At 68.2% G+C, this 23,817-nt stretch carries 20 protein-coding genes and 4 pseudogenes; 13 read left to right on the plus strand and 11 right to left on the minus strand.

What is annotated here, in order from left to right; all coding sequences use genetic code 11:
* The first annotated feature begins 431 nt into the window (after positions 1–431).
* The 4 genes from AB5J50_RS48995 (at position 432) to AB5J50_RS49010 (ending at position 4,723) form a co-directional block, all read left to right on the plus strand.
* The gene (locus AB5J50_RS48995) at positions 432–1,289 is read left to right on the plus strand and encodes a glycoside hydrolase family 43 protein (RefSeq protein ID WP_369264980.1); all 858 of its coding nucleotides are present in this window, start codon (positions 432–434) and stop codon (positions 1,287–1,289) included.
* A 140-nt stretch (positions 1,290–1,429) separates the two neighbouring features.
* A complete protein-coding gene (locus AB5J50_RS49000; RefSeq protein WP_369264981.1) occupies positions 1,430–3,907 on the plus strand; it encodes a carbohydrate binding domain-containing protein in 2,478 nt (825 codons plus the stop codon).
* A 199-nt stretch (positions 3,908–4,106) separates the two neighbouring features.
* Complete coding sequence (locus AB5J50_RS49005) at positions 4,107–4,346, plus strand: hypothetical protein (RefSeq protein ID WP_327434526.1); 240 nt, start codon at positions 4,107–4,109, stop codon at positions 4,344–4,346.
* Positions 4,346–4,723 carry a fic family toxin-antitoxin system, toxin component gene (locus AB5J50_RS49010; RefSeq protein WP_369264982.1) on the plus strand — a complete coding sequence of 126 codons (378 nt, stop codon included), beginning with the start codon at positions 4,346–4,348 and terminating at the stop codon, positions 4,721–4,723. The genes AB5J50_RS49005 and AB5J50_RS49010 overlap by 1 nt, the downstream gene beginning before the upstream one ends.
* Positions 4,724–4,874: 151 nt before the next feature.
* On the opposite strand, the gene AB5J50_RS49015 is transcribed toward AB5J50_RS49010, so the two are convergent.
* Complete coding sequence (locus AB5J50_RS49015; protein WP_369264983.1) at positions 4,875–5,549, minus strand: hypothetical protein; 675 nt, start codon at positions 5,547–5,549, stop codon at positions 4,875–4,877.
* A gap of 601 nt (positions 5,550–6,150) precedes the next feature.
* Between AB5J50_RS49015 and AB5J50_RS49020 the strand changes: the two genes are divergently transcribed.
* On the plus strand, positions 6,151–6,450 hold the full coding sequence (locus tag AB5J50_RS49020; protein ID WP_369264984.1) for a hypothetical protein: 300 nt from the start codon (positions 6,151–6,153) through the stop codon (positions 6,448–6,450).
* A gap of 160 nt (positions 6,451–6,610) precedes the next feature.
* Here AB5J50_RS49020 and AB5J50_RS49025 read toward each other — a convergent pair whose 3' ends face one another.
* Positions 6,611–7,042, minus strand: a complete 432-nt coding sequence (locus AB5J50_RS49025) for an SRPBCC family protein (RefSeq protein ID WP_369264985.1) — start codon at positions 7,040–7,042, stop codon at positions 6,611–6,613.
* 166 nt (positions 7,043–7,208) lie between these two features.
* On the opposite strand from AB5J50_RS49025, the gene AB5J50_RS49030 reads away from it, so the two are divergent.
* Both AB5J50_RS49030 and AB5J50_RS49035 read left to right on the plus strand, forming a co-directional pair.
* Positions 7,209–7,340 carry a hypothetical protein gene (locus tag AB5J50_RS49030; protein WP_369264986.1) on the plus strand — a complete coding sequence of 44 codons (132 nt, stop codon included), beginning with the start codon at positions 7,209–7,211 and terminating at the stop codon, positions 7,338–7,340.
* Positions 7,341–7,346: 6 nt separating this feature from the next.
* A pseudogene (locus AB5J50_RS49035) lies at positions 7,347–7,967 on the plus strand (lanthionine synthetase LanC family protein); the annotation flags it as partial.
* 487 nt (positions 7,968–8,454) lie between these two features.
* Here AB5J50_RS49035 and AB5J50_RS49040 read toward each other — a convergent pair.
* The 3 genes and pseudogenes from AB5J50_RS49040 to AB5J50_RS49050 all read right to left on the minus strand — a co-directional run bounded on the left by AB5J50_RS49040 (position 8,455) and on the right by AB5J50_RS49050 (position 10,545).
* Positions 8,455–9,054, minus strand: a complete 600-nt coding sequence (locus AB5J50_RS49040) for a hypothetical protein (RefSeq protein ID WP_369264987.1) — start codon at positions 9,052–9,054, stop codon at positions 8,455–8,457.
* Positions 9,055–9,087: 33 nt separating this feature from the next.
* Positions 9,088–9,710, minus strand: a pseudogene (locus tag AB5J50_RS49045) (transposase).
* Between the two features lie 229 nt (positions 9,711–9,939).
* Positions 9,940–10,545, minus strand: coding sequence for a hypothetical protein (locus AB5J50_RS49050; protein WP_369264988.1), 606 nt, complete (start codon positions 10,543–10,545; stop codon positions 9,940–9,942).
* Between AB5J50_RS49050 and istA the strand changes: the two genes are divergently transcribed.
* Both istA and istB read left to right on the plus strand, forming a co-directional pair.
* Positions 10,546–12,207, plus strand: a complete 1,662-nt coding sequence (gene istA / locus AB5J50_RS49055; protein WP_369264989.1) for an IS21 family transposase — start codon at positions 10,546–10,548, stop codon at positions 12,205–12,207.
* Positions 12,204–13,019 (plus strand): IS21-like element helper ATPase IstB, encoded by an 816-nt coding sequence (gene istB, locus AB5J50_RS49060; protein WP_369264990.1) that lies wholly within the window; start codon positions 12,204–12,206, stop codon positions 13,017–13,019. Before istA ends, istB begins: the two co-directional genes overlap by 4 nt.
* Before the next feature lie 248 nt (positions 13,020–13,267).
* Here istB and AB5J50_RS49065 read toward each other — a convergent pair whose 3' ends face one another.
* Together AB5J50_RS49065 and AB5J50_RS49070 are read right to left on the minus strand one after the other, a co-directional pair.
* Positions 13,268–14,059 (minus strand): carbon-nitrogen hydrolase family protein, encoded by a 792-nt coding sequence (locus AB5J50_RS49065; protein ID WP_369264991.1) that lies wholly within the window; start codon positions 14,057–14,059, stop codon positions 13,268–13,270.
* A 399-nt stretch (positions 14,060–14,458) separates the two neighbouring features.
* Complete coding sequence (locus tag AB5J50_RS49070; protein WP_369264992.1) at positions 14,459–16,801, minus strand: tetratricopeptide repeat protein; 2,343 nt, start codon at positions 16,799–16,801, stop codon at positions 14,459–14,461.
* Positions 16,802–16,996: 195 nt separating this feature from the next.
* Here AB5J50_RS49070 and AB5J50_RS49075 point away from each other — a divergent pair, with 195 nt between their 5' ends.
* On the plus strand, positions 16,997–17,119 hold the full coding sequence (locus AB5J50_RS49075; protein ID WP_369264993.1) for a hypothetical protein: 123 nt from the start codon (positions 16,997–16,999) through the stop codon (positions 17,117–17,119).
* A gap of 616 nt (positions 17,120–17,735) precedes the next feature.
* Positions 17,736–17,966 (plus strand): annotated as a pseudogene (locus tag AB5J50_RS49080) (transposase family protein); the annotation flags it as partial.
* A gap of 195 nt (positions 17,967–18,161) precedes the next feature.
* On the opposite strand, the gene AB5J50_RS49085 reads toward AB5J50_RS49080, so the two are convergent.
* On the minus strand, positions 18,162–18,695 hold the full coding sequence (locus AB5J50_RS49085; protein WP_369264994.1) for a hypothetical protein: 534 nt from the start codon (positions 18,693–18,695) through the stop codon (positions 18,162–18,164).
* Between the two features lie 396 nt (positions 18,696–19,091).
* Here AB5J50_RS49085 and AB5J50_RS49090 point away from each other — a divergent pair, with 396 nt between their 5' ends.
* The gene (locus AB5J50_RS49090; RefSeq protein ID WP_369264995.1) at positions 19,092–19,712 is read left to right on the plus strand and encodes a sugar O-acetyltransferase; all 621 of its coding nucleotides are present in this window, start codon (positions 19,092–19,094) and stop codon (positions 19,710–19,712) included.
* A gap of 209 nt (positions 19,713–19,921) precedes the next feature.
* Here the strand turns inward: AB5J50_RS49090 and AB5J50_RS49095 are convergent, their stop codons facing one another.
* From AB5J50_RS49095 to AB5J50_RS49105, 3 genes are all read right to left on the minus strand, one after another.
* Complete coding sequence (locus tag AB5J50_RS49095; protein ID WP_369264996.1) at positions 19,922–20,095, minus strand: hypothetical protein; 174 nt, start codon at positions 20,093–20,095, stop codon at positions 19,922–19,924.
* Between the two features lie 16 nt (positions 20,096–20,111).
* The gene (locus AB5J50_RS49100; RefSeq protein WP_369264997.1) at positions 20,112–20,360 is read right to left on the minus strand and encodes a hypothetical protein; all 249 of its coding nucleotides are present in this window, start codon (positions 20,358–20,360) and stop codon (positions 20,112–20,114) included.
* Between the two features lie 84 nt (positions 20,361–20,444).
* Positions 20,445–22,991, minus strand: a complete 2,547-nt coding sequence (locus AB5J50_RS49105) for an ATP-dependent Clp protease ATP-binding subunit (protein WP_369264998.1) — start codon at positions 22,989–22,991, stop codon at positions 20,445–20,447.
* A 366-nt stretch (positions 22,992–23,357) separates the two neighbouring features.
* Here AB5J50_RS49105 and AB5J50_RS49110 point away from each other — a divergent pair.
* Positions 23,358–23,733, plus strand: a pseudogene (locus AB5J50_RS49110) (alpha-ketoglutarate-dependent dioxygenase AlkB); the annotation flags it as partial.
* Positions 23,734–23,817: the final 84 nt, after the last annotated feature.

Consider the following 23,817-nt stretch of genomic DNA (forward strand, 5'->3'; position numbering starts at 1 on the left):
CGTCGGTGCCCTGGTGTCGGCTCCGGAGCCGGATGAACGGCCAACCCGCTCCGAGTCCGGGCGACGTCGGCCCGGAACCGGGCTGTGCCGGGATCGGACCCAGCACCGTGGTGCCTGTGCCCTGTGCCCTGCGTTCTCCCCACGGACGACCGGACCGGGAGCCCGCCCCGTCGGTCCGCCGCACTCGGTGGCAACAGAACGCGCCTGCCAGGGCGGCCACCCGGCCCAACCACTCGCGGGCGATCCACAGGACCAGCCCTTGAGCAGAGCGGTCCCGCTCACGGTCCGGCGTCCCCGCACCCGGCCTGCCGACCGCACCCGTTCCCCGGCCGTCCAGACCTGCCTGTCGATCCGCGGGCTCCAAGCCACACGACGACCTCACCGTCCAGGGGCGCCCCCTGCCCCGATGTCCCGGAAGGACCCCACCACCGATGTACGTGGTCTCATACTTCACCGACGCCGACGAAGCGCTCCACCTGGCCTACAGCCACGACGGCGAGGAGTTCGCGACGGTGAACGGCGGCCGGCCCGTGCTGCGAGGCACGGTCGGCACCGGCAGACTGCGGGATCCATTCATCGGGGTGGGCCCCGACGGCCTGTTCCATCTGCTGGCCACCGACGGCTGGACGAGCCCCCGCATCGTCCATGCCACCTCGGCCGACCTTGTCACGTGGTCGGCTCAGGAACTCCTCCCCGCCATGGCCGACGTGGAGGGCGCCCTCAACGCCTGGGCGCCGGAGTTCTTCCTCGACCGCGGGACCGGGCTGTACCACCTCATCTGGTCCTCCGTCGTCGAGGCCGGGGGCACGGCCGAGGGCCGCGACTTCGAGCACGTCGGCCAGAACCACCGCATCTGGCACTGCACCACCGGGGACTTCAGCACGTTCTCGGCCCCCGGTCTCTTCTTCGACCCCGGTCACTCGGTCATCGACGCCACTGTGCGGGAGCTGGACGGCGGCGGCTTCCTCATGGCCTACAAGGACGAACGCGGCACCAATGACCTCGCCACCGCTCACAAGGACATCCACCTGACCACCTTCAAGACCCCCGGCGGTCCGTACACCGACTCCGCCGGACCGGTCACGCCCTCGGTGGTGGAAGGACCGTCGATCTTCCACCGCGGAGACGAGATGGTCATGATCTTCGACCACTACCTCGAAGGTCGGTACGGGGCGGCCCGCAGCAAGGACGGCGTGGACTGGGAGCCCGCTTCCCTGGCGCTGCCGCAGGGCATGCGACACGCCTCCGTCCTCGAAACGCCCCTCCCGACATCACTGCCGTCGCGGTAGGGCGGCCGCTCGTCGGACCACCGCGACGGCCCCGCCACAGACCCCGGGCGTAAACAGCTTCGGCCGGCCCGCCCGGTGCTGGAAGACCCGCGTCGCGCCCCGCAGCGCGGAGGACACCTCACCCACCAAGGAGCGCCGCAATGAAGCGTCGCAGAACGGACCGCCCGGACCGCCGGGCATCCCGGATCCTCACCCTGCTCGCCACCCTGGCGGGCGTCCTCCTCCTCCCGGCCCCAGCCGCCCTGGCCGCCGGTACCTCCTACTACGTGAACTGCTCCGCCACGACCAACGGCACCGGCACCCAGTCCAGCCCCTGGAACTCGGTCAGCAGCGTCAACAGCACCACCTTCGCCGCCGGCGACAGCATCCTCTTCGCCACCGGCACCACCTGCACCGGCCAGCTCTCCCCGGGCGGCTCGGGAGCCTCGGGCAGCAACATCTCGATGAGCTCCTACGGCTCCGGCGCCAAGCCGATCATCGACGCGGCCGGCGCCACGGGCGCGGTCATCCACCTGCTCAACCAGCAGTACTGGGACATCGGCGGCCTGGAACTCGTCGACAGCGCCTCCTCACCCGCCTACCGCTCGGGCGTCCTGGCCGAGAACAGCTCCGGCGGCATCCTGCACCACATACGCGTGCACGACATGTACATCCACAACATCACCGGCTACGGCGGTGGTTGGTACTCCACCAACGCGGGCGTGGGCGTCCAGACCGACCACACCACCCCGGTCTCCACCTGGGACGACGTCGTGGTCGAGAACAACACCTTCGACCACGTCGACCGCATCGCGGTGGCCGTGACCCCCGACGCCGACGGCCAGGGCACCGGCCTGACCACGGGCACCGTCATCCGGGGCAACACGATGACCTACGACGGCGCCGACGACATTCTCGTCGTGAAGAACGACGGCGCCCTCATCGACGGCAACAAGGCGGGCTACGGCGGCGCGAAGGCGACCTGCCCGCCGTCCGGCCAGTACTGCAACGGAGCCTCGGCCGGCATCTGGATGTCCGGCAGCAGCAACACCGTGGTCCAGAACAACGAGGTCTACTGCCACATCAACGGCGCCGACGGCACCGGGTTCGACGTCGACTGGGGCAACCACAACACCACGTTCCAGTACAACTACAGCCACCAGAACCTCGGCGGCTTCCTGCTGGTGATGCCGCCCTTCACCATCGCCAACGAACCCACCTCGACCGTGCCCAGCGACGGAACGGTGGTCCGCTACAACATCAGCGAGAACGACGGCAGCAACTCCGGCTGCCCGGCCTCCGGCACCCAGACCCACGGCGGCGGAGTCCTGCACTTCGTGGGCGGAGTCCCGAACCAGAGCGGCAGTTCATCCGCGATCCCGCTGTTCTACAACAACACCTTCTCGGTCCGGGACGGCCTGAGCACCCCGATCCTGTACTCCCGTTCCGGCACGTCCATCAGCGGCGCCCTGTCCTTCCAGAACAACGCGGTCTTCAACTACGGCTCCGGCAACTACTTCACCACCACCGGCACTTCGACCTACTCCAACAACCTCTTCTACGGCAACCACCCGTCCCGCGAGCCCACCGACGCCGCGAAGGTGACCGCGGACCCCGAGTTCCGCAACGCGGGCAACGCCAACACCTCGTCCTCGTACACCGGCAAGAACGCCTACCAGGTGCACCCGTCCTCCCCGGTGATCCGGGCCGGGACCGTGATCAGTTCCAACGGCGGCTACGACGCCTTCGGCAACGCCGTCTCCGCGACGGCCGCCCCCAACATCGGCGCCTACAACGGCACCGGCGGCAACCTGCTGACCAACGCGGGCTTCGAGACGGGGGCGTTGTCCCCCTGGACCCAGGCGAGCGGCAGCGCGTCGTCCGTGACCGCCGCCAACGCGCACACCGGCAGCGACGCCCTGACCACCGCGGCGAGCGGCAGCGGTTCCAACCAGGCGCTGACCGGCCTGAGCCCGTCGACCACCTACCTGCTGACCGGCTGGGGCAAGGTGGCCACCGCCGGTGAGACCCTCGCCATCGGCGTCAAGGGCTTCGGCGGCACGGAAACGTACACCAACATCGCCACCACGTCGTACTCCCAGGCCGCGGTCCAGTTCACCACCGGCTCCTCCAGCACCACCGCCACCGTCTACTGCTGGAAGAACGCCGGCGGCAGCGGCGCGGGCTACTGCGACGACCTCGCGGTCGAGCCCCTCTCCTCCGCCACCAACGCGGTCACCAACCCCGGCTTCGAGACCGGCACCCTGACCCCGTGGATCCAGAGCACCGGCACGGCGTCGAGTGTGGTCGCGTCTAACGCCCGCACCGGCACGTACGCCCTGCAGACCGGAGCCAGCGCCAGCGGCGGCATCCAGACGGTCAGTGGCCTCACCTCCGGCGGCAGTTACCTGCTGGCCGCCTGGGCCAAGGTGGGCACCGCCGGTGAGGAGGTCGCGGTCGGCGTGAAGAGCTTCGGCGGCACCGAGACCTATCTGCGGGCCTCGACGACCTCCTACGCCCAGCAGCCCATCTTCTTCACCACGGGCGCCTCCACCACCTCGGCCGCCGTGTACTGCTACAAGAACTCCGGCTCGGCGGCCGGCTACTGCGACGACTACACCCTGATCAAGCTCCCCTGACCACGGGCGACTCAGAAGGAAGGCCGGCGGGAGTGGGCGGGCCGGTGCATCCGACCCGCCCTCGGGCCCTCCGACGGCCGACACGCAGCCGTTCTCCACACCCGCTGCCCGACCGTCGATGTCGACGGTGGGCGCACCACCGGAGACGCCAGGGAGACCACCAGGCCGCACGGCTGGTAACAGCTGTTACCATGCCGATATGGCGAAGACTCAGCTAGGCGTGCGCGTCGACCCCGAGGTCAAGAAGCTCGCACAGGCCCGGGCCAAGGACCGCGGCCTGGACCTGGGCGACTACATCGCCCGTCTCGTCCGCGAGGACGCCGACGGCCTGCGCCGGCGCGGCCTGGACGCCGCGCGCCGCTTCCTGGACGAGCACCAGCAGCTCTTCGACGAGGCCGAGGACGCCGACCGGAACGCGCCGGGGGCACACGCCGCGTAATGGAACTGCACATCGACGTCCCCTGGATCCTGCAGGTCGCGGAGATCGCAGGCTCGGCAGACCCGTCCCCGGACGACTACGGCGTGCCGGTGGCCGCGGTCGCCTGCCACAAGGCTGAACTGCTGGATGAGCCCGTCTACGACGGTCCCTACGCCCGTGCTGCAGCCTTGATGCACGTCCTCGGCCGCTGCCGCTGGCTGGAGCGGTCCAACATGGCCGTTGCCGCGGCGACGGGCGTGATGTACCTGGAAGCCTCCGGGATCCCGGTCAAACCCACGCGCGAGGACGCGCTCGGCCTGCGCGAGATACTGCGCGACCCCACCTGCACGGCCGCGAGGATCGCCGCCCTGCTGCGCGCATGGCCCGTCACCGGCTGACCTGGCAGGTTTCACCATCACCCGCCAACGAGCCGCCCGTTGGCCCGGCCGCGCGCTCGTGGATCTGCCGGGTGAAGTACTCGGGGACCGGCGGTGTCACCAGCGCCTCCTTTGGTCACGGCAACGCCCGGTATCGGCGCTGTGCAGCTGGTCAGGCTGAACAAAGGAGAGCCACGATCCTCCGCGCACCGTCCGAGGAAGTCGTCGTCAGCCGGGCCCACGACCCATCCCGGAAGGAGATCTTGAAGTCGGACTCGGCCATGCTGAAACGCTTGATCTCCGCGCCGGCGATTTCCTTCCGCGGCAACGACCAGAGGACGGCTTCGGATCCCGGAACCTTCTCGCCACCGCCCCAGGAGACGAACCAGCTGCCCCGCGCCGTGTCCTCGTACGACGTAATGCGCACGAGCCCATCAGACTCGACCAGTTCGATCTCGGTCACCATGCGCCAGGACCGCCGGGAGGGATCGAGCTGCCAGGGCAGCGTACGAGCCGTCTCGCCCACGCCCGCCCACATGACGGGGAAGTCGTCGACTTCGTTCTCACGCTCCTCCAGCCTCCCCCGCTTGTCGGGCGACGCGGGACTGCCGAGGGCGCTGGCGATGATGTACAGCGGCAACATCAGGAGCCCGGTGATGAAAGTACGGACGTGTCGGCCGAGCTTGCCGAAGAACCCCCGCACCGCGAAGGCCTGTCCAGGGGGCCAGCCGGGCAGGTCGGGTTCTATGTCGTTGCGCTCGCGGTCGCGGAAGGAGCGCCGATTCTCCACCGAGGCGGCACTACCACTCGCGAACTCGACCCGGTAGCGCTCCGGTTCCTCGTCCATGACCCTTCCTTCCCTGCCACTTTGGCGGGGTCAACTATGTCAAGTGAGAGCACAGCACCCGCACCCCGCACCTGACTGGCACCACCAGAGCCGTCTTGTGCGGATGTGAGCCGTGCACGGCGAAACTTGATCGTCGAGACGCGTGAAATTCTGCGAGGGTCCCTCACACTGGCCAGACCCCGCGGAACCCAGTCAGGCGCGGCGCCGGCAGCAGGGCCTCGGCCACGGCAATGCAGCGCGGGTCCATCGGGATCGCTCCCAACGACTGCCGCTTGATGCGGCTGCGCGGGCCTGCCGGTCAGTACGGGTTCCAGGAGGGCGGCAACAGAGCAGGTCGCCGTCGCCGAGATCGAAGGGTCACTTTGGCACCGGTGGTGAGATGCCACGGTGGTGAACACGTGGCATCCGGCTCCGCCGGACCAGAATCCGCGACGCTCCGCGTCGCCACCATCAGATTCTCTTCACCCCCGGCCTGAAGGCCGGAGCACTGCGAATGAATCCTGGTAGCCGGCATACGGGGGCAGCCAGGTGGACGGGGCTGGATGACCACCCGGCTCGAGGTTGCGGGCGCGGCGGCCGCGCGGCCGCCTACTGTGGAGGAGTGAGCGAGTTCGGAGGAATGAGCGGGATCGTCGTCGTGTACGAGCTCGACAGGCCGATGGCCACGAGCTCTGCCCCGGGGATGCCGGCTGGTGCGGAACGGCCCGTACGCAGGGTGCACGCGGCGCCCTCCACCCCAGGGGCACCCGCCGCCGCGGGACCGCGGACCCTCTGCGGCAAGGACACCTTCGCCATGGAGACGGCCGACTGGAAGCCTTCCGAGCGCCTCGGGGCGCCCTGGTACCCCGCGGGGTACGCATCTGTGGTCTGCCCGGACTGCGATGCTGTGATCGAGACCTGACCGGCGTACCGCCCGCCTGATGTCGCTGCTCCGCGGGAGAGCATTCCGTCGACACACCGCCGCGAGCACGAGCTGCAGCACCCCAGCTCGCTGCGCCGCGGCGGCTCCTACCGGAGGCTGCCGTCATCGACTGCCTGACAGCGCCCGCCTTTTCTCCTGCTCACCGTCCTTGCTCCACGCACTCCCTGAAATGCTCCAGATCGCTGCGGACGAGCCGTTCGATCGCGGTCGCCTGGGCGAATCCCTTCGGCCCGCCGAGTGTCTCCCTGACCGTGCTGGGGTCGTACTCGAGCCGTGCCTGGACGCGGGTGCGGTTCTCGTTGATCGGCTGCAGCGAGAAGGAACCCACCAGCTCGGGGGCGCCCGTGGTACGCCACTCCATCACGCCTTCCCCCTTGCGGTCGGAGACCTCGGCCTCGAGCTCCCGGACCCGGCCGCCGGTCTCGACGTCCAGATGCGCTCGGCCGTCCTTCTCCGTGCGGCCCTCACGCACTCCTTCCACAAAGCGCGGATAGTCCTCCACCCGGTGGAGACTCTCCCAGACCGTGTCGATCGGAACTCCGACGTCGATGTGTTCTTCGAGGGTGCTCATGGTCCACCTCCATGTTCGGCTCACGACACATGGCCATCTGCATCCAGTGTGCGCCCGCCATCGGATCATCGACCGGAATACGAGACGGACTGACCATCATGTGACTCACTCGATGCCCCGGCCCGGCGGGCTCCCGGGCCGTTCCCGGGGCCGAGGACCGGCCGACGTGGACCACATGAGGTCCGAGGCCGTCCCGCAGTGCCGCACCCCGGCGTCGGCCCCGCCCGGCGGCGCCCTGCGGCTCTCGGGTTCGGAGCGCCGGAAGGCCTGGAAGCCGGGGGCCGACCGGTCCCGGTGACGGCTGGTGCCGCCTCTCGCGCCCAAGGTGGCGGACGCCGCCGCCGACCACCTGCCCGGCCCCTATCTGCGCGCCCGGGACACCCTGGACCGGCACATGGCCGCAGACGTCCACCGCCGCGTCGCAGCCGCGCACCGCCGCTGGGCACCTGCCGGAACTCGCCGGGTTCGACACAATCCGTGGCGTGGCGGGCTATGGCGCCTATTTCCTGCGCTACGAACCCACCGGTGCGGTGGTGCGCGCCATCCTCGACCACTGCGAACGCCTCACCGAACCGGCTGCCCACGAAGGTGAGCCCTGCCGGGCTGGTGGACGTCAACCGGACCCGCCGGTCGCCCCGACGACCGTTATCCCGGCGGGCACGCCCACAGCGGCAAGGCATGGCTTCGGCGGTGTGCTCGCGCTGCTGGCCCTCGCCGCCCGGAGCGGCATTGCCGTCGGCGGCCACCGCGAAGCCCTCCGTGTGAGCCTGGCATGGCTGGACCGATGGCAGGAGGAGACCTGCCGCGGCCCTGCCTGGCCGTACTGGGTAGCGCGAGACGAGCTGCGCACCGCCGGCGCCTCGCCCGCGCCCGGCAACTCGCAGTCATCGCTCTCGGCGCCACGGACCGCCAGGTCGAAGCTGAGAAGGGTGTAGCTCTTGGCTCGTACAAGATTTCGTAGCTGGTGATCGGCCATAGGCCGTCGTCGGTCCGGTGCTGAGGCGCTCGGTGGGAGTGGGCGACGAGGATGACGCGCTTGCGCAGCAGCGCGATGCCGGCCGGTCTGCCGTCTGACGCTCTTGGTCAGTTTCAGGTCGGTGACTCGGTCTTCGGCCACACCCGAGCTGTCAGGCAGGGTCACACCGGCTCGTACGGCGTCGAGGTCGCCGAGCAGGCCGACGGCGTAGCTGTCAGCGGGCCAGCGGCTGCTTGAGCGTGGTGCGACGGTCCTCGCCGAAGATCTCGGGACGAGTCATCAGCTACCGGGCACTGCCTTGAGCCCAGCTCTCCTTGAGGGACGTCCCTGATGGGTGGATTTCCAGGCCGCCGTCGGCATTCACGAGGGGAAGCCGGCCGGGATACCTATGAACTCGTAACACGATTTTGTGACCTCGGAGATGGGGCACCGGTGCTCACCTCTCGGGGGCGGACCAAGTCGCCACAAGTGCTCGCCGATCTGGAAAGCGGGGACCGGAGACCATCTCCTGGGTGGTTTCACCGTTGAGCCAGCACACCTGCTCGGGGCCGCCGTCGCCGGTGTCGAACAGGCAGCACACTCCGCCGCTGGCGGCGGCGAGGTCGGTGAATACCTTCCTGATGTTGGGCGACCGCGCGAACAAGCGGCTCATCCTCGACGTCGCTGCCCAGCATTCCACCGACGTGTAGCCAGGGTGCAGGAAGGATTCGAACCGGATCGTCGCGTAGATGTATCCGATCTGGATGCGCCCGTCCGCCCCGGGCTCAGGGCCGTCCGTCCTCGCGTACTCGCGCAGCGCGTCATCGACGTCGAACATGAGGGACGTGTCGAGCACGAGTGTGCTGCTCGTGGAGCAGTCGACCGGCTCGCTCGTGAAGTGGGACGTGAACGGGAGGACGAGCCGCTCACCGCCGGGAAGCGTGATCTCAAGCGGCGGCACAGCATGGGTCGGTGGGGCCAGCTCGGCCAGATTGGCCAACGCCCTGGCGACGTTCCGGGGACGCAGATAGATGTCGTAGCCGTAGATCAGCCCCATACTTCCCCCTCTGCCGGATCGAACCGCACCTTCTCATGCCTCGCCCCTGGGGCGCCCGCCGGTTTCGGGCATGCCGGTCCGGCGCCACAGTGGTTTCCCACTGCTCATGAGGCTGCAGGCCAACGAGATGAAGGCGTCGTGGAGTTCGGGTCTGCGTTCCCAACGGACGGGGAGGCGTTTGAAGTGGTGGAGCAGGGCGAAGGTCTGCTCGACGACGTAGCGGAGTTTGCCCATGCCCTTGATGTTCGGGGCGTCCTTGCGGGAGATGACCGGCAGGATCCTGCGCGTGCGGAGTGCGGCCCGGTATGGGCGCCCCCTTTTTTTGCGCGGACGTGAGAACCGTCCACGCACGTCCGTGACCAGTTGAGTTCGCCGGCCGCGTGCAGTTCGGCAAGCAGTACCCGGTGAAGCTGGTCGAAGACGCCGGTCTGCTGCCAGCGGCCCTGGCGCCGCCAGCAGGTCTGCCCGGAGCCGAACCCCAGCTCCGGAGGAAGGAGTTGCCAGGCAATGTCGTTGTAGAGGACGTACAGGATGCCCTGCAGGCACAGCCGGTCCGCGACCGGGCACGGCCCGGGCCCCTTCTGCGGCCAGGGCGGCAGCAATGGCTCGATCAGCACCCACAAGTCGTCGTCCACGGTCCACGGTCGAGTACCCACACCTCACGAACGACCGAAAATCAGACCGATCACGCCCGACCAGGGCCACTCAGCAAGATCCTGTTACGAGCTCTGTGCCTTGTGGTAGCCAGATCGGGCTCGTCGAAATCGGTCGCGAACACCAACAGACCGGAGAAAAGCTTCACCCTCTGCGCGGGTTGGTCACCGGGGCAGTAGCGCATCGACCGTCCTCGGGGCGGGTGCTGGCGGCAGACCGGGGCCGGCACGATCAGTCCTTTCGGCTCCGCCGTCGCATCCAGCGCCTCAGTCCGCGGCGTTCTGGCTCCCGCATGCCGCGGGCGTACGTATCAATGGCATCGGTCTCAGCGAGCCAGATCCGGATGTCCTCAGCCTCTCGCGCACGCCCGAGTCCCAGGAGCAGAATCATCTGCACTCCCAGCACAAGGCGAAGTGGGAAAATAAACTGCTCCGGGAGATCCACCACGAGCCTGCGGTAGATTTCAATGGCTTCACCTGTCGCTCGTAGCGCCGCGGATAGATCCTGCTGTGCTTCACAGCGCACCATGGCCCAGGTGTTCAGCGAGCTGGCCAGGTCAGGTTCGTGCGCGGCTGGGTTGTCCTCCGCCAGCGGACGGAAGGCGGCGACTGCGTCCTCGGCGGATGTCAGGGCCTTCTGCCACTCCCCGACATCCGCCAGGAACTTGCTGAGGTTGTTCAGCGAGGCGGTGGCTTTGTAGGTGAGAGTTGAGGCCAGATGTTGGTGGGTTCCGACTCCAGTGCTGTCGGCGGACAGTTGGTGTCGGCGAGTTTTGACTCCACTGGGGGCCTTGCGGTGGGAGTATCGGAGTGCATCAGCTAGCCCTGGGTGGCTCAAGTGCCCCTTTCGAAGGTCGAGTTGTACGCGGCGATCCGCCATGACGCTCGGGTCGAAGGGCTGTCCAGCAGGGCTTTGTCGGCCAAGTACGGGGTGGGCCGCAGGACCGTTGCGATGGCGCTTGAGTCGGTGTGGCCGGTGCCGCGCAAGCAGCTTCCGCCCCGGATCTCGCGCCTGGATCCGTTCAAGGCGACGATCGATGAGATCCTGCGGGTGGATCTGGACGCGCCGCGCAAGCAGCGGCACACCGTCAAGCGGATCTTCGACCGGCTGATCGACGAGCACGACGCGCAGGGCGTGACGTATTCAATGGTCCGCGCTTACATCTTCCAGCGGCGCCCGGAGATCCGCGTCGAGGAGGGCCGCGGCCCACCGCAGGCGTTCGTGCCGCAGACCCACCGCCCCGGCGACGAGGCGGAGGTCGACTTCGGGGACGTGTGGATCCACCTGAACGGCGTGCCTACCAAGGTGTTCCTGTTCTCGCTGCGGCTGTCGTTCAGCGGGAAAGCCGTGCACAAAATCTTCGCTTCGTGCGGGCAAGAAGCGTTTCTGGAAGGCCACGTCCACGCGCTGGAAGTGCTGGGCGGCGTGCCGCGCGGCAAGGTCCGCTACGACAATCTGCGGGCCGCGGTCAGCCAGGTTTTGGGCCGCACCCGGGGCCGGGTGGAAAGTGACCGCTGGACGGCGTTCCGGTCCCATTTCTCGATCAATAGCTTCTACTGCAATCCCGGCATCGAGGGCGCTCATGAGAAGGGTGGTGTCGAGGGGCAGATCGGCTGGTTCCGCAGGAACCACCTGGTCCCGGTGCCGAAGGTCGCCTCGCTGGCGGAGCTGAACGCGATGGTGGAGCGTTGGGACGAGGAGGACGACGCCCGCCGGATCATGCAGCGGGCGCTGACCATCGGTGAGATGTTCGCCGTCGAGTGCCCGCTGCTGGTGGCGCTGCCGGAGGAGACGTTCGAGACCGGGCTGGTGTCCTCGCTGCGGGTGAACCGTTACAGCCAGGTCAGCGTGCGCACCAACCACTACTCGGTGCCGGTGCGGCTGATCGGCCGGATGGTGCGGGTCATGCTGCACGCCTCCGAGCTGGTGGTCTACGACGCGCACAGGGAAGTCGCCCGCCACGAGCGGCTGATCGCCAAGGGCGGTGCCCGGCTGGAGCTGGACCACTACCTCGAGGCGCTGGTCCGCAAGCCTGGCGCGCTGCCGGGGGCGACCGCGCTGGACCAGGCGCGGTCGGCGGGCAAGTTCACCCCGGTCCACGACGCCTGGTGGCAGGCGGCCTGCACCGCCCACGGCGACGCGGAGGGCACCCGGGCGCTCATCTCCGTCCTGCTGCTGCACCGGCACATGGTCCACGAGCATGTGGTGGCCGGGATCGCGACCGCGCTGCGGGCCGGCGCGCTGACCGCCGACGCGGTCGCCCTGGAGGCCCGCAAGTGGGGCGAGGCCGACCAAGGCGCCGAACAGTCGGCCGACGACCAGGAGATTCCGCCGCGCCGGGTGGACGGCGGGGCGACGGTGACCTCGCTGACCGAGCGGCGCCTGGCCGCGCTGCCGCCCGACCCCAGGCCGCTGCCGTCGGTGGCCGCCTACGACCAGCTGCTGCGATTCCGTCGGCGTCCCGCCGACGGCCAGGCATACCAGGAAGAGGCACCGTGACCGCCAAGCGCAACCGCGGACTGACCGAACAGGCCGCCGACACCGCCGTGGACCAGGCGTGCCGGATGCTCCGGCTGCCCACCATCCGCACCCAGTACCCCGAGCTGGCCGAAGCCGCCGCCCGCGACCAGATGACCTATCGCGGGTTCCTGGCCGAACTGCTGCTGTCGGAATGCGATGACCGGGCCCGTCGCCGCTCGGAGCGCCGGATCAAGGCGGCCGGTTTTCCGCGCGAGAAGTCGATCCGGCAGTTCGACTTCGACGCCAACCCGGTTATCGATCCGGCGGCCATCCACACCCTCGCCAAGTGCGACTGGGTCAAGAAGGGCTTGCCGCTGTGTTTGATCGGCGACAGCGGAACCGGCAAGTCGCACCTGCTCATCGCGCTGGGCACCGAGGCGGCGATGCACGAGTACCGGGTGAAGTACGTGCTGGCCACCAAGCTCGTCAACGAGCTCGTGGAGGCCGCGGACGAGAAGCTGCTGGCCAAGACCATCGCCCGCTACGGCCGCGTCGATCTTTTGTGCATTGATGAACTCGGCTATATGGAGCTTGACCGTCGCGGGGCGGAGCTGCTGTTCCAGGTATTGACGGAGCGTGAGGAAAAGAATTCTGTGGCGATCGCCTCCAATGAATCCTTCGGAGGCTGGACTAAAACCTTCACGGATCCAAGGCTCTGCGCGGCCATAGTGGACCGATTGACGTTCGGCGGCAACATCATCGAAACCGGCACCGACTCCTACCGCCTGGCCGCCACCCGCGCCCGCGCCGAACAGCAGGCCGCCCGGGCCGGCGCTGTCGACGCGGGCTGACGAAGACGGCGCCGTCCTACGGGGCCGGGCACGTCGGCGCCCTTTGCCCGGCCGAGGCGTTGACGCGCCCGCCCGGGTGTTCACGAGTGCCTCTGATCAGGGACGTCTCGGCGCTTTGTAGGTCGTTCCCCGTCAGGCTGGGTCAGCTGCCTCGGAGGCCCCCGTCATCGAGGTGTCCGTATCTGTGCTGTGCGGCACTGACCCCAGTCAAACAGCAAGGCCGAACGACTCGAACACTGCTCGACAACTCAAGAGCAAGTTTTCAGGCGTTGCGCGAGCAGTGGCGTGGCTTCGGCGGGATCGATGTCGCAGACCAACAACCCGGGCTTTCCGTAAGGCTGATGGCTAAGCAGCATGCCGTCCGGCCGCACTACGGCGGATGTCGTGGGCGATCCCGGGCTCGCGCAGTTGACGGCGGCGACGTAGCAATTGTTCTCGGCGGCGCGACATAGAAATGCCTTCTCGTGGAAGGAGTTTCTCGGGTCGGCGAACTCAGTTGGCTGAAACGCGCCGGGCTCTGCTTCGCTATAGTGCGGGTGGAACACCAACTGGGCGCCGTTGCAAACGGCCCAGCGTACCGTCTCCGGATAGCGAAAGCCCTCGTGGCAAATCACGATGCCGAAGCGGAAGCCGTCGACTTCGAATATTCGGCGATCGCTGCCCGCCTCGTATGTGGAATCTTCTGCAGGGTCGAGCTGCACCTTGTCCTGATAACCCGCTCGATCGCCGTCGGGTCGAAGTACGAGCGCGGTCAGACGTGGCTTGTCGGAAACATACCGCTCTGTACCGAGCACCACATAGATGTGGCTCTCCCGCGCGGCCTGGGCGATGCGCTCGTGCGCAGCTTCTAAGAAGTCGGCGCTCACGGCCTTACGCGATTGCGGCGGCCATGGGTAGCCCGGCACGTACGCTTCCGGGAAGCACACGATACGCGCGTCGGCAGCAGCAGCGGCTCTGACCGCGCGCTCGGCTCGCACCACGGAGTCTTCTGGATTCTGGGGAATTTCGAGGTTGGCGAGCGCGATGCGAAGTCTTGTCATGCGACTCATTGTGCTGCACAGCCCGGACACCCGAGGGGGGATCCGGCTGCACTGCCCAGCGGCCGGACCGTCGCCTTCGGTGCATTGTTCGCGCCGCGACCGGCTCAGCCCCACCACGCCGTTCCGGACCGCCGCCCGCTGTGGTCAACCTCGCCGACAGCCGCACACGCGCCCGCACCTCAGCCGACCCCGCTGATTTCATCCCATGGCTTGTCCAACGCATCACCTGCGGACGGGATGCGCTCGCGAGTCCCAGAGTTCAGAAACAGGCTCTGCCCCGGCACGGGCTCAATCCGTCGCAGCGGGCCCGCCAGGTGGAGTCATTTCTCATCTACAAAATCGGGTCCCCCAGGCACCGGGTGGAGTCAGAACTGACCTACAGGTGGCGTCAACCGTCACCTACGAAGCCAGCGAGGCGGCGAGGTCGGGGGCGTGAGCGGCTGGGTTGTCCGTCGCCAGCCGGCGTCGGATCCTGAGCGCCTCCTCGGCGGCGGTCACGGCGTCCTCCCGCCGCCCCACCGCCGATAGCCGGATTCCGAGGTTGTGCAGCGTGCCGGCGATGCGGAATTGGTGAGCGGCGTTGTTCTCCGCCAGCGATCGGTAGACGGCGATCGCCTCCTCGGTCGCAGCCAGGGCGCTTTGCCGCCGCCCCACCGCCGCCAGAACCTCGCCGAGCGCGTTCAACGAGTCGCCGAGGTCGCGGGCGTGGGCGGCCGGGTTGTCCTTCGCCAGCTGACGTCGGATCCTGACCGCCTCCTCAGTGGCGGTCACGGCGTCCTCCCGCCGCCCCAACGCCAACAGCCGGATTCCGAGGTTGTGCAGCGTGCCGGCGACGCGGAATTGGTGTGCGGGGTTGGTGCGCGCGAGGTCGCGCCAGGCTTGAAGGGCTTCCTGGTTTGTGGCGAGGGCTTCGCGGTGAAGTCCGGCGTCGGCCTGGCGTACCTCGAGCTGGTTTTGGATGAGGGCGCGAATGACGGGGTCGTGGATGGTGGCCAGGCGGTGACGGGCCAGACGGTGAGTGATGGCGGCGATGCCGACGTCGAGGTCAGTGTGCCGTTCGTCGGGGAAGCGGGCTTCTACGGCTTCCAGGACGGTGAGGTCGACCGTATCGAAGCCTGCCAGAGTGGCAAGGGCGGTGCTGCCCGCGTACAAGGCGAGTTCGGGGTGCTTTTTGAGCAGGGGGTAGAGCTGGGTCTTGGCGATGTGGGGCCAGCGTTCTGCGGTATTGATCAGGATGGTGAGGGTGTCGCGGGTCCAGGGCCGAGGCGGGGCGGGGTCGGGTGTGGCGGCGCCGAGGAGGTGAGCAGGGGTCCCTTCGGCCCACCCGGTGGACAGGTGCGGGCGGGGCGGGTAACCAGGGGTGGCCAAGGCGAGGAAGTCTTCGCCGAGCCGGTCGGGGTACAGCGGTTCCAGGTAGGTGTTCGGGGTGGGCGGTGGATAGCACACGGCGTGATCGCTCAGGACACGTCCGGTGGTGAGGTTGGCTGGAGTGTCGACTCTGGCGTAGGTGAGGGCTTCCAAGGCGGTGTCGTAGTTCAGGGCGCGGGTCAGGGTCGCGGTGTAGACGGCCTGGGCCATGATCTCCGGCCTGATGGCGACGTCGGGGCTTTCCTCGTGGAGTTTGGCCCAGTAGTCGTACTCGCGCTCCAGCAGGTACTGCGACAGGCTCACCGGGTCGCTGGGAGCTGTGGTGCCATGCAGGCGGGCGTCGACGGCGACCAGGGCGGCCATATGGATGGTCAGGGTGAGGCCGAAGGCGTCATCCGCAAGGTTGGGCGGGCGCCCAACAGTCTCGGGGCCAGACAGTCCCAGCGCGGCGGCGAAGCAGTCCCGGGCGGCGGTAAAAGCTTCCTCCCGCGCATCCGTGCGCCGGCCGGACAGGGGAGGCAACTCGACCGTGCCGGTCAGCCAGTTCAACTTGCGCAGGTCGTGCTGCCAACTGGTCCACCAGGTGCCCGCGGAGCGGGCAACCAGCAGGACACGCAGCCTGTCACCAGGGCGGGCTGCCAGCCTCTGCAGCAGCGTTTGCAGATCCTGCCGGGGCCAGCGTTCCGCGTAGTCGATCACCAGTAGATTTCGGTTGCCGAGCGCGGGAAGCACCGGCGCGGTGGCACCCATCGGGCTCGTGCTCCTGCGTACGGCCTGCCAGACCTTCCAGCGGCTTCCCGCGCTGTCGGCCAGGCGGGCGGCCAGGCGGGTCTTACCCCGACCGCCCGGGCCATGCAGCAGGGTCACGGCGGCCACCGGCCCGTCGCCGTCCCGCCACTCTTCCAGCCGGGCCAGATCGCCTTCACGTCCCGTAAAGGGCACTACCTGGTGCTGGGCCGCCAGCAGTTGGCTGGGCTGGTCCCGCCACACGGGTAACGCCTGACCGCTGCGGCGAGGGAACGGCTCGACGGTGAAAGCCGCAGACTCCGCCGACCCTTGTTCGTTTTCGAGGAGTTCCAGCACGCCGGTCAGGATCGTATGACGCCTTTTCCAGAGCTCCCGGTCATACAGCGCCCTGGCTGGGGCAACGCCGTTGCTCTTGGCGAACAGCTGGCAGGCGGTCAGGAAGGTGTCGACGAACTCCCATGTGACCGGCTTTATGAACTCGGCGTTCAGCACGGCGCCGATCCGACTGGTACTCAGTTTGCTGTCGCTGTGCCGTTCCAGGGCCGTGTAGGAGGGGTTTCCGGCATCCCGGAGCACCTCCTTCAGCTGGTCGGCGAATGCCTCCCGCGCTTTCTGCGCTGCAGTCATTTACGTCGCCCCAGCTTCGTGCGCCGTCCGTGATTGTCCCGGGCCAGCCCATGTCGCGGCAGCGCTGACCAGGGCGGACAGGGGCGGATTCCTGTCTCGTCCTGGTTCGGGGCGACCCACCTGCCATTGCTTTGAGGATCGTTCGTGTCGGCCGACGCCACCGCACCATTGGCCCTGTGGAGGGGAGAGATCGTCATGTCCCGCATCCGTCCGACCCGCAGTGAACAGATGGCCCTGGCGACAGCCGCGCTGGGAGCGGTCGTAAGCGGCGCCGTCCGCAGTCTGACCGCCTGGCTGCTGAACCAGATCTTCGGCTGAAGGTCCGCTTGCGCATCCAAACTCACAGCCGGTGCTGCCGTGTGAAGGCAGCACCGGCTGTGCCCGCGCACACTGATCGGCGCATTTGGGACACCGGTACTGCCCGGTGCACTCACCCAGCCAGGCCCCTTCACGACTTCCGGCGGCTGTCGCCCTTGGGAGTCCGCAGCCGCGGCACCGCCGGGACCGGCGGCAGTACTTGTCTTGCACATCGGTTCCCACCGCCTGTCTCCCGGCAGCAATCCGCTGTGGGGACGCCGCCAAGGCCCGACTCACCTTGTCTTCCCCTGTTTCCACGCCGGCCGGTCTCAGATCTGAACGCAGCACCGGCGCTTGCACAGAAAGAGCCTTTGCCTCAAAAACGACAACTGCGGCGGTCCGGTTCCCATCGGCGGCCACCACGGCGGCTACGACCTACCAGAGACCACCGGCCATCGGCAGCGCGCCGACATCTGCTGCCGCTCGGCACTCCGGCCGCAGTCCGGCGCACTCCACCGGGAGACAACGGGTTCGGAAGATGCGAGCAACCGCCACACTGACCTTTTCCAACCTGCGGTGCAGGCTTGGTCGTTGGCCTGACAACGTGGTGAAGCCCCTGGTAGACGGGTTCACGCCCGCCCTGCTCGCTCTCGCATACCTCCGCAACGGCCACCCCTACGCCCAGCTCGCGGCCGGGTTCGGCATCGGCACCACCACCGCCTACCGCTACACCACCGAAACCATCGATCTCCTGGCCTCGCTTGCTCCCACCCTGGCCGAGGTGACGCGGGCGGCTTCGACGAAGGCGTACGTCCTGCTGGACGGCGCACTCCTGCCGATCGACGGGATCGCCGCCGATCGGCCCTTCTGAGCGGGGTGGACGGTGAAGTCGATCCGGGGTGCGGTTCTGGTCTCGTCGACGAGTCCGTTTCCCTGGACCGCTTCCCGCACGCGGCGTGTCTGTTTCCGAGCGCCGGGCGCTCCACAAGTCCTGTTCCAGACCCATGTGTTGTCCTCATTACTGGTCGGGCCAGGGGCCGGGCCCCGTAGAGCCACCGGTCCGCTAACGTCCGGGCCCTTCCACGTTCCATTCCCGCGGCAGTTCCTCGTCACAGAAGACGCAGACGAAGTCCTCCTCCCGAACGATGTTCAGCTGACTGCAGGTGAGACAGCGCCGGAACACCACCTCGTGGGTGAAGCCGGAAGGGTGATCGATCCCGGCTGCGTCCAGAGCTTTCGCGACGGCCGGCCACGAGCTGATGTCCGGGCAGTATCCGGTCGACTGGTTACTCACCTCACCGACGACCCACTGCCCGGACTCCTTGCGAAAGTTCATCTCCCCGGCACCCAGAACGGGACCACCGCCAGCACACACCACGTGCTCGCTCCGGCGCGGCGCCAGCCGCAACACGCCCGCCGAGTCGATGACGAACGTGAAAGGCTCGGCCAGCTCCACCGCTGCCAGATTCGATGCCCAGTCGTCGAAGTCCGCCGCCGAGTGGATGCTTCGGCCCTCAGCCTCCGGCCGAACAAGGGCCCGCAGACCAGGCGGTCCCACATACCGATAGCTCCACCCCAGCAAGTTCACGTTGGCCAACGTAATGCCCTCGCGAGGCCAGAACCTGCGGAATTGCGTGAACTTGCCCCTGGGGAACAGCGCGAACGTTCACATCATGCTTCGGGACGACCTCCGCCCTCGAACCGGGCCGCACACGTCGAGTGGCTGGCTGGCCCGATGGGCATGCGGGTGCTCGTCCGCACTCGGCGCCCAACTGCGGTTCACCGGCGCCGACGGCATGCGCCTGACCTGCGTGCCGGCACCACCGCCCAAGTGCCCCCGGCATGGGTGTGGTGGGGGAGCGGTGCCGGAGACGATGCACATGTAGACGACAACCAGAGGTCGGAAAAGGGCTCATGGTGTCTTTGCGGTGCACGTAGGCTCTGGCTGTGCCCGGTGGATGGGGGCGCGTCGGGCCTGTGCTTGAGGGGTTTGATGACGGAGGGGTCTGCTGTGCCGCAAGGTCATGAGGAGGAAGTCCTGGCCCGGATCGGTAAGGGGCTTGTCTATACCGAGTCGGAAGCAGCCTTCCAGGCTCCTCAACGCCGCACCGAGCAGATCTTCGAGTACAACCACACACCACCGAGCGAAACGGAAAAGCGTCGATCGCTGCTCGTTGCGATCTTCGGATCAGTCGGAGAACGCACGGTGCTGTTGCCGCCGTTTCACGCCGGGTTCGGAAGCAACGTCTATATCGGTGACGACTTCTTCGGAAACGTGAATCTCACGTTCGTCGATGACGTGGACATCCGCATAGGCAACGGTGTCATGATCGCACCCAGCGTGACACTGACCACGACGGGACACCCGGTGCACCCCTCGCGACGCGTGGACTACGGGCGGTTCTCGGAACCGATCGTGATCGAGGACAAGGTGTGGATCGGCAGCAACGTGGTCGTCCTCCCAGGCGTCCGTATCGGATATGGATCGGTCATCGGCGCCGGCAGCGTCGTCAGCCGCAGTATTCCCCCCATGACCGTCGCGGTCGGAACCCCTTGCCGTGTGCTCCGCCCCATCACGGACGAAGACCTCACCACACGCATTGCCGGGCCTTAGCCCCGGCCTGGACGCGGCGATATCAACGGTGCCGACACCGTGGCGCAAGCCGCGGCGATCTGTACAACCTCGTCACCCATCCCAGCTTCCTGGCATTGGCTTCGGGACGGGCTGAGGGAACAGCTGGAGCACGTGAACGGGGTCTTCGCGGAGCGAGGGCGGCTGCTCGCCGCCCTCGGAACCCCAGGCCGGTACGCACTGCCCGACAGTCAGGCGAACTTCATCTGCCGCGCACCGACAGCTACCTCAACACCCTCAACTCCCTTCACGACAGCCTCCTGTACGTGTTCACGAACACCGGCATCCTCGTCCGCGCTGACCCCGGCGACGAACGACCGGGTCCTGAACATCCTGGGTGACCGCACCGCGTAGGGGTAGCTCACACCGTGATCATGGTGATCACGAGTGTGCGATCGCCTTGTGGGTGAACGTGGGCGACGTCCCCGGGTTGGCCCAGGAGGCGGTCAGCTCGCTGGAAGGGAAGAACTGGAGGAAGCGGGGGTCGGCCTGGGAGCGGTCGACCAGGGTCTTCTCGACGATCAGCGAGTTGTACTGTTCCGCGGTCGTCTCGATGGTGTTGGCGTTGAGCACCACCTCCTGGCCCCAGGTGCGGGCCCAGCAGGCGATCCCCGCCCCCACCACGATCACGTCAGCATCGATCAGGAAGAGCTGGCGCGGAACATGGCCCGATGTGTGGGTCAGGGGGAGCTCTCCGGGACGCGCCGCTCGCGGTCAGCTCGCGGGGCCCCGTGCTTCTTCCTCCTTGTGGATGGTCAGCTCACCGTCGGCGACGTCGATCCGGAGGCGGCTGTGTGGCTGCAGGTTGCCGTCGAGCAGCATGCGGGAGAGCCGGTTGTCGACCTCGCGCTGGATCGTACGGCGCAACGGGCGGGCGCCGTATTCGGGCTGGTAGCCGCGTTGGGCGAGCCATTCGACAGCAGCCAGGGTGACATCGACGGTGACGTCCTGGGCGCGGAGCCGGCGCCTGGAGTCGTCAAGCAGCATGTTGGTGATCTGCCGTAGCTGCTGGTCGGCGAGTTGGCGGAAGATCACGATCTCGTCGATGCGATTGAGGAACTCCGGCCGGAAGTGTTCGCGCAGGGGGCGCAGCACCCGCTCGCGGCGGGCCTGCTCGTCGGCGTCCGCGTCGCCGGCACCGAAGCCCATCGCGCCGCCGCGACCGGTGATGGCCTGCGAACCGAGGTTGCTGGTCATGACGATGACGGTGTTCTTGAAATCGATCGTGCGGCCCTGGGAGTCGGTGAGCCGTCCGTCGTCGAGTACCTGCAGCAGGATGTTGAAGACGTCGGGGTGCGCCTTCTCGATCTCGTCCAGGAGCAGCAGCGAGTACGGGTTCCTTCGCACCGCTTCGGTGAACTGCCCGGCCTCCTCGAAGCCGACGTAGCCGGGGGGAGCGCCGACCAGGCGGCTGACGGTGTGCCGTTCCTGGTACTCGCTCATGTCGAGACGGATCATCCGGTCCTCGCTCCCGAAGAGCGCCTCCGAGAGCGCGCGGGCGAGTTCGGTCTTGCCGACGCCGGTGGGGCCGAGGAAGAGGAAGCTCCCGATCGGGCGGCTGGGGTCGGCCAGACCGGCCCGCGACCGCATGACGGCGTCGGCGACGGCGGTCACCGCTTCGTCCTGGCCGATGACGCGCTTGTGCAGATGTTCCTCCAGGCCCAGCAGCCGGTCCCGCTCCTCCTGGGTGAGGCTGCTGACGGGAATTCCGGTCTGACGGGACACGATGTCGGCTATGTCTTCGACGGTGACCTCGGCGACATGGCTGCGGGGCTGCTGTGCGTGGTTCCCCTCGGCGATCCGCTGCTCGAGGTCGGCGAGTCGGTCGCGCAGCTCGGTCGCCCGCTCGTACTGCTCGGTGGCGACGGCCTGGTCCTTGTCCCGGGTGAGCTGCTCCACTTCGCGTTCCAGGGCGCGGACGTTTGTGCCGCGGGTGGAGGAGCGCAGCCGGACCCGTGCGCCGGCCTGGTCCATGAGGTCGATCGCTTTGTCGGGCAGGTAGCGGTCGGTGAGATAGCGGTCGGACAGCTCGACGGCGGCGAGCAGTGCCTCGTCGGTGTAGCGGACCTGGTGATGGGCTTCGTAGCGGTCCTGGAGACCCCGCAGGATCTCGACGGCGTCCGCCGGACTGGGCTCGGGGATCAGAACCGGCTGGAACCGGCGGGCGAGCGCGGCGTCCTTCTCGATGTAGCGGCGGTACTCCTCGAGCGTGCTGGCCCCCACGACATGGAGTTCGCCGCGGGCCAGAGCGGGCTTGAGCATATTGCTCGCGTCCATCGGTCCGCCCTCGGAGCCGCCGCCCGCACCGACGACGGTATGAAGTTCGTCAATGAAGATGATCAGCTCGTCCGAGTGGGCGCGAATTTCGTCGATGAGGCCGGTGAGCCGTTCCTCGAAATCCCCACGGAAGCGGGTACCGGCGACGACTCCTGAGAGGTCGAGCTGGACGACACGCCGACCCAGCAGGATGTCCGGCACGTCGCCGTCCGCGATGCGCTGGGCCAGTCCCTCGACGATGGCGGTCTTGCCCACTCCGGCTTCGCCGATCATGACGGGATTGTTCTTGCTTCGGCGGGCGAGTACCTCAATGGTCTGTTCGATCTCCTCGTCGCGGCCGATGACCGGGTCGATACGGCCCTCCCCAGCCAGGTCGGTGAGGTCGCGCCCGAACTTGTCCAGGTTGGGGGTGTTCCGCTCGCCGGGGCCGGTACGCTGGCCGGCGCTCCCGGGCGCGGGCGCGAGGCCGTCCCGGGCGCCGGCGGGCGGCGAGAAGTGCGCGGCGTTGAGCATCTGCCCCGCTGCGGAGTCGCGGTTGGCGGCGAGTGCCACCAACACGTGTTCCGGGCCGATGTAGGAGGCGCCGGTGGAGCGCGCGATTTCATGTGCGTCGAGCAGAGCGCGCTTGACCGCCGGGGTGACGGCGATGAACTGGCGTGGCGGCCCCTCCCCGACCTGCCGGTCGATTTCGGCGGCGAGCGCGTCGGGATCGGCGCCCGCTCGCGTGACCATACGACGAGTCGGCTCGGTGGAGAGCGCGGCCCGCAAGAGGTGTTCCGTGTCGAGGTCGGTACTCCCGTGCTGGGCGGCATAGGACGCTGCGACGGAAACGAGTTGCCGTGCGGGACCGCTCAACAGACGACTGAAGTCGATGCGCCGCGGGTCGGGTGGCTCTCCAGCCTGTCCGGTCCCGAGAAAGTGCGAGAGGAAGTCTCCGAGGGGGTCCGGACCGTGGTCCTCGGGACCCCGCTGGCCGTCGGTCATGGCTATCCGTCCCCGTGGCCCGGCCGGACCGGGCCACGCTCTCTCGGTGCACGTGCAGCCGTTTCGGACGCGGTCCCGCAAGTCCGGCGTGACCACAGACAGCCGCAACCCCACTTGCCCTAATTTAGACGATATGGGCGCCGTGTGCCGGTGGACGGGAACAAGGGCTGGCGGGAAGCGGGGGTATGTAGCGCGCATCGATCCGCGGATCCTGGCGCGCGGGATGGCCGGCGCCTGCCGGGGTGGACCCCCAGGGGGCCGGGCCGTACCGCGGTACCCACCGGTGCCGGCCGGTGCCCAGGGGCGGCAGAGGTCCGGGATACGTTCCTAATGGCGCACGCGTCCGAATGCGGCTGGCCTGTAGTCATGGCGACGCACCAGCTCCAGGGCTCTCTGTCCGATCAGGGCGACGACGTGTTTCTACTCCCACGGGACGGGCTCCGTAGAACCGCGCTGGGCGACGGCGCCTGGATCGACCTCCTGCCGGGCTGGCTGAGCGGCGCCGACGCCCTGTTCGAACAGCTGGCCACGGACGTTCCCGGGAAGGCCGAGCGGCGGCAGATGTGCGAGCGGGTCGTGGACGTCCCGCGCCTGCTCGCCTTCTACCATGCCGGCGAACCGCTGCCCCACCCCCGTCCTCGACGAGGCGCGGCAGGCACTCTCCATGCACTACGCCGCCGAGCTCGGCGAACCCTTCACGACGGCCGGCCTGTGCCACTACCGCGACGGCGTACGTGCTGTCGGCAGGCGGGAGGCCCACCCTCGCAGCGGCCGGTCGCGACCGGCCGACAGGCCGCGTACCGCCGCCAGTGGTGACCGGCCCTCA

Source organism: Streptomyces sp. R35, assembly GCF_041053035.1.
In the GTDB taxonomy this organism is placed as follows: Bacteria; Actinomycetota; Actinomycetes; order Streptomycetales; family Streptomycetaceae; genus Streptomyces; species Streptomyces lutosisoli.

Excerpts from the sequence above, each read along its gene's own strand:
- AB5J50_RS49010 (WP_369264982.1), top strand. The coding sequence starts at position 4,346 with ATGGAACTGCACATCGACGTCCCCTGGATCCTGCAGGTCGCGGAGATC.
- AB5J50_RS49090 (WP_369264995.1), top strand. The coding sequence starts at position 19,092 with ATGACGGAGGGGTCTGCTGTGCCGCAAGGTCATGAGGAGGAAGTCCTG.
- AB5J50_RS49000 (WP_369264981.1), top strand. The coding sequence starts at position 1,430 with ATGAAGCGTCGCAGAACGGACCGCCCGGACCGCCGGGCATCCCGGATC.
- AB5J50_RS48995 (WP_369264980.1), top strand. The coding sequence starts at position 432 with ATGTACGTGGTCTCATACTTCACCGACGCCGACGAAGCGCTCCACCTG.
- AB5J50_RS49075 (WP_369264993.1), top strand. The coding sequence starts at position 16,997 with ATGTCCCGCATCCGTCCGACCCGCAGTGAACAGATGGCCCTGGCGACA.
- AB5J50_RS49105 (WP_369264998.1), bottom strand. The coding sequence starts at position 22,991 with ATGACCGACGGCCAGCGGGGTCCCGAGGACCACGGTCCGGACCCCCTC.
- AB5J50_RS49005 (WP_327434526.1), top strand. The coding sequence starts at position 4,107 with ATGGCGAAGACTCAGCTAGGCGTGCGCGTCGACCCCGAGGTCAAGAAG.
- AB5J50_RS49025 (WP_369264985.1), bottom strand. The coding sequence starts at position 7,042 with ATGAGCACCCTCGAAGAACACATCGACGTCGGAGTTCCGATCGACACG.
- AB5J50_RS49040 (WP_369264987.1), bottom strand. The coding sequence starts at position 9,054 with ATGGGGCTGATCTACGGCTACGACATCTATCTGCGTCCCCGGAACGTC.
- AB5J50_RS49065 (WP_369264991.1), bottom strand. The coding sequence starts at position 14,059 with ATGACAAGACTTCGCATCGCGCTCGCCAACCTCGAAATTCCCCAGAAT.
- AB5J50_RS49015 (WP_369264983.1), bottom strand. The coding sequence starts at position 5,549 with ATGGACGAGGAACCGGAGCGCTACCGGGTCGAGTTCGCGAGTGGTAGT.
- AB5J50_RS49070 (WP_369264992.1), bottom strand. The coding sequence starts at position 16,801 with ATGACTGCAGCGCAGAAAGCGCGGGAGGCATTCGCCGACCAGCTGAAG.